Below are 3,890 nucleotides of genomic sequence, written 5' to 3'. Positions count from 1 at the left end.
TAGGTGGCGGACGGGCCCTCCATCTGGTCGAGGAACCACAGACGCTGCTGCGCGGACGAGAGCGGAATGATCTCCGGGCGCTCCTCGGGCATCAGTGCGGGCCGGGGCAGTTCGCCGCTGCCCGCGGTGACGCACTCCGAGAGGGCGAGGACCGTCGGGTTCCGGAACAGGTCCTTCACCCCGAGCTGGACCCCGAACGCGCGCCGGATGCGGCTGATGAGGCGGGTGCCCAGCACCGAGTGGCCGCCCCGGTGGAAGAAGTGGTCGTCGATGGTGACCGACGGCAGTCCGAGCACGGCCGCGAAGAGACCGCAGAGCACCTCTTCCTGTGGTGTGCGCGGAGCGCGACCGTTGGTGGCGTGGGAGACCTGGGGTGCGGGCAGGGCGCGTCGGTCGACCTTGCCGTTGGTGGTGAGCGGGATCTCGTCGAGGACGACGAAGGCGGACGGGACCATGTACTCGGGCAGGGCGTCCGAGACATGACCGCGCAGCTCGGCCACGTCGATCCGGGAGCCGTCGGCGGCGACGAGATAGGCGACGAGGCGTTTGTCGCCGGGCCGGTCCTCCCGGACCACGACCGTCGCCTGCCCCACACTCCCGTGGGCGGCCAACGCGGCCTCGATCTCACCGAGTTCGATGCGGAAGCCGCGGAGCTTGACCTGCTGGTCGGCGCGGCCGAGGTATTCGAGGGAACCCTCAGGGTTCCAGCGGACCAGGTCGCCCGTGCGGTACATCCGCGTACCGGCCGGGCCGTACGGGTCGGCCACGAAACGATCGGCCGTCATGCCCGGCCGGCCCAGGTAGCCACGGGCGAGGCCGGCGCCGGCGATGTACAGCTCGCCCGGGGTGCCCGGCGGAACCAGCCGCAGGCCCTCGTCCAACACGTACAGCCGGTGGTTGTCCAGGGGCTCGCCGATCGGGATCGCACCCATGTAGTCCAGCGGGCGGTGGATGCGGTGGGTGGTGGCGAAGGTCGTCGTCTCCGTCGGACCGTAACCGTTCACGACGGTGACATCCGGGCAACGGTCCATGACGCGGCGCACCGCCTCCGGCGGAACCACATCACCCCCCGCCCACACCTCACGCACCCCGGCGAACGCCTCCGGAACCTCCTCCGCCATCACCCGGAACAGACCCGCCGTCAGCCAGAGCGAGCTGATCCCGCGCTCCGTCAGCAGCCCGCCCAGGGTCCCGGGGTCGAGGTAGCCCGGGGGCGCCACCACGACCGCTCCCCCGTTCAGCCACGGCACCCAGATCTCGTGGGTCGCGGCGTCGAAGGTGTGCGGCGAGTGGAAGAGCACCCGGGTGTGGTTGCCGTTCGCGTACATGGTCTGGGCGGCGAGGTCCGCCACATTGCGATGCGTGACGGCGACACCCTTCGGCACCCCCGTCGAACCCGAGGTGAACATCACGTACAGCCACTGGTCGGGGTGGGCGCGGGGCGCCGGTGGTGTCGACGGGAGGTGGGCGAAGCCGTCGTTGCCGTCGAGCACGACGGTCTCGGCGGCGGTCCGGGCCACGATCGGGTGATCGGCCAGCGCCTGGTCGGTGAGCAGGACCGACGCCGCGGTCTCCGTGAGGATCCGCAGCAGACGGGTGTCGGGGTCCGCGGTGTTGAGCGGCGCGTAGACCCCGCCGGCCTTGACCACTGCGAGGAGCCCGGTGAGCAGGTCCGCCGACCGCTCCATCAGGACGGCGACGACGCTCTCCGGCCGGACACCGAGGCCCACGAGATGGTGGGCCAGCCGGTTGGCTTCCGCGTCCAGCTCCGCGTAGGTCAGCTCCCGGTCGCCGTCGACCAGTGCTGTCGCGTCCGGGGTACGGGCGGCCTGTGCGGCGAACAACTCCGCGAGGCCCGCACCGGAGGAACCGGTGACCGCGCCGTTCCATCGCTCAAGCAGCTGGTGACGCTCGTCCGGACCGATGAACTCCAGCTCGCCGACGGGGACTTCGGGGCGCTCGACGGCGTCGCCCAGCAGCCGGACCAGTCGGCCGGTGACGGCCTCGACGGTGCCGGCGTCGTACAGGTCGGTGGCGTACTCGACCCTGATGTCCAGTCCACCCGGACGGCCGTCAGCCGTGCGGTGTTCATGGAAGGAGAAGGTCAGGTCGAACTTGGAGATCTCCAGCGTCGTGAAGCCCGACTCGGCGGAGATTCCCGGGAGTTCGAGGGTGGGGGTGAGCGCCTCCTGAAGGGTGAGCACCACCTGGAAGAGGGGGTGCCGGGCGGTGGAGCGCTCGGGATTGAGGGTCTCCACCAGCCGGTCGAAGGGCAGGTCCTGGTGGGCCCACGCCGCCAGGTCGGCCTCCCGGACCCGGGAGAGCAGGTCGCGGAAGCTCGGGTCGCCGGTCAGATCCGTGCGCAGCACCAGGGTGTTGACGAAGAAGCCGACCAGATCGTCCAGGGACTGCTCCGAGCGGCCCGCGATCGGGGCGCCGATCGGGATGTCGTCCCCCGCGCCGGAGCGGGACAGTGCGGTGGCGACGGCGGCCTGGGCCACCATGAACATGGTGCTGCCGGTCTCCCGGGCCAGCCGTGTCAGCGCGTCGTGCAGCTCCGCGGGAATGTGGACGCCACGGGTGGAGCCGCGGTAGGTGGCGACCGCCGGACGCGGACGGTCGGCCGGCAGGGTGGCCTCGTCGGGCAGTCCGTCCAGTGTGTGGCGCCAGAACTCCGCCTGCCGCTCCCCGTCCGCCGCGAGCAGTTCCTGCTGCCAGAGGGTGTAGTCGGCGTACTGGACCGGCAGCGGCTCCCACGCGGGGGCGGTGCCCTGCGTACGAGCCGTGTAGGCGGCCGTCAGGTCCCGCAGCAGCGGGGTGGTGGACCAGCCGTCGGAGGCGATGTGGTGCATCACCACCAGCAGAACGTGCTCCTGGTCGCCGAGTGCGAACAGGACTGCCCTGACCGGCAGTTCGGATTCCAGGTCGAAGCTGCGGGCGGCCTGTGCGCCGAGCTCCGCTTCGAGTGCGGCCTCGGTCGTCTCGATGACGGGCAGCTCCACCCGGACCTCGGCCGCCGGGAGCTGCCACTGGTAGGCGGCGTCGTCCGCCATTCCGAAGAGGGTGCGCAGCGACTCGTGCCGCACCACCAGGTCGGTGAGCGCGAGCTGGAGGGCCTGATGGTCGAGTGCGCCCGTGAGGCGCAGGGCCAGCGGAATGTTGTACGTCGCCGAGGGCCCCTCCAGGTGGTGCAGGAACCAGAGGCGCTGCTGGGCCGAGGAGAGCGGCACGCGCTCGGGCCTGACCGCCTCCCGGAGCGCGGGCCGCTGCACCGCGTCACCGCCCGCTTCCACGTATTCGGCCAGCGAGGCCACCGTCGGGCCCTGGAAGAGGTCCCGGACGGTGATCTGGACACCGAAGGTCTGCCGGATGCGGCTGATGAGGCGGGTGGCGAGCAGGGAGTGCCCGCCGAGGTGGAAGAAGTGGTCGTCGATGGTGACCGACGGCAGTCCGAGGACCTCCGCGAAGAGACCGCACAGGACCTCCTCGCCCGGCCCCCGCGGTGCGCGCCCGGTGGCGTCGTTGCCGAACTGCGGGGCGGGCAGGGCGCGTCGGTCGACCTTGCCGTTGACAGTGAGCGGAATCTCGTCGAGGACCACGAAGGCGGACGGGACCATGTACTCCGGCAGCGTGCCGGCGATCTCGCGGCGCACCGCCCCGGTGTCGATCCGGGCGCCGTCGGCGGCGACGAGGTACGCGACGAGGCGCTTGTCGCCGGGCCGGTCCTCCCGGACCACGACCGTCGCCTGCCCCACCGCCTCCTGAGCGGCCAACGCGCTCTCGATCTCGCCGAGTTCGATGCGGAAGCCGCGGAGCTTGACCTGCTGGTCGGCGCGGCCGAGGTATTCGAGGGAGCCTTCGAGGTTCCAGCGGACCAGGTCGCCGGTCCG

General features: G+C 71.5%; 1 protein-coding gene. It reads right to left on the bottom strand.

Features of this window, described 5'->3' with window-relative positions; all coding sequences use genetic code 11:
* Positions 1–3,890, bottom strand: a 3,890-nt coding sequence (locus ACFV8T_RS45315; RefSeq protein WP_385339701.1) for an amino acid adenylation domain-containing protein, incomplete at both ends; no start/stop codon positions are given.

Source organism: Streptomyces sp. NPDC059832 (assembly GCF_042731715.1).
Lineage (GTDB): Bacteria > Actinomycetota > Actinomycetes > Streptomycetales > Streptomycetaceae > Streptomyces.
Note: the sequence above shows the minus strand (reverse complement) of the source record. Positions and strands in the feature narration are given on the sequence as shown.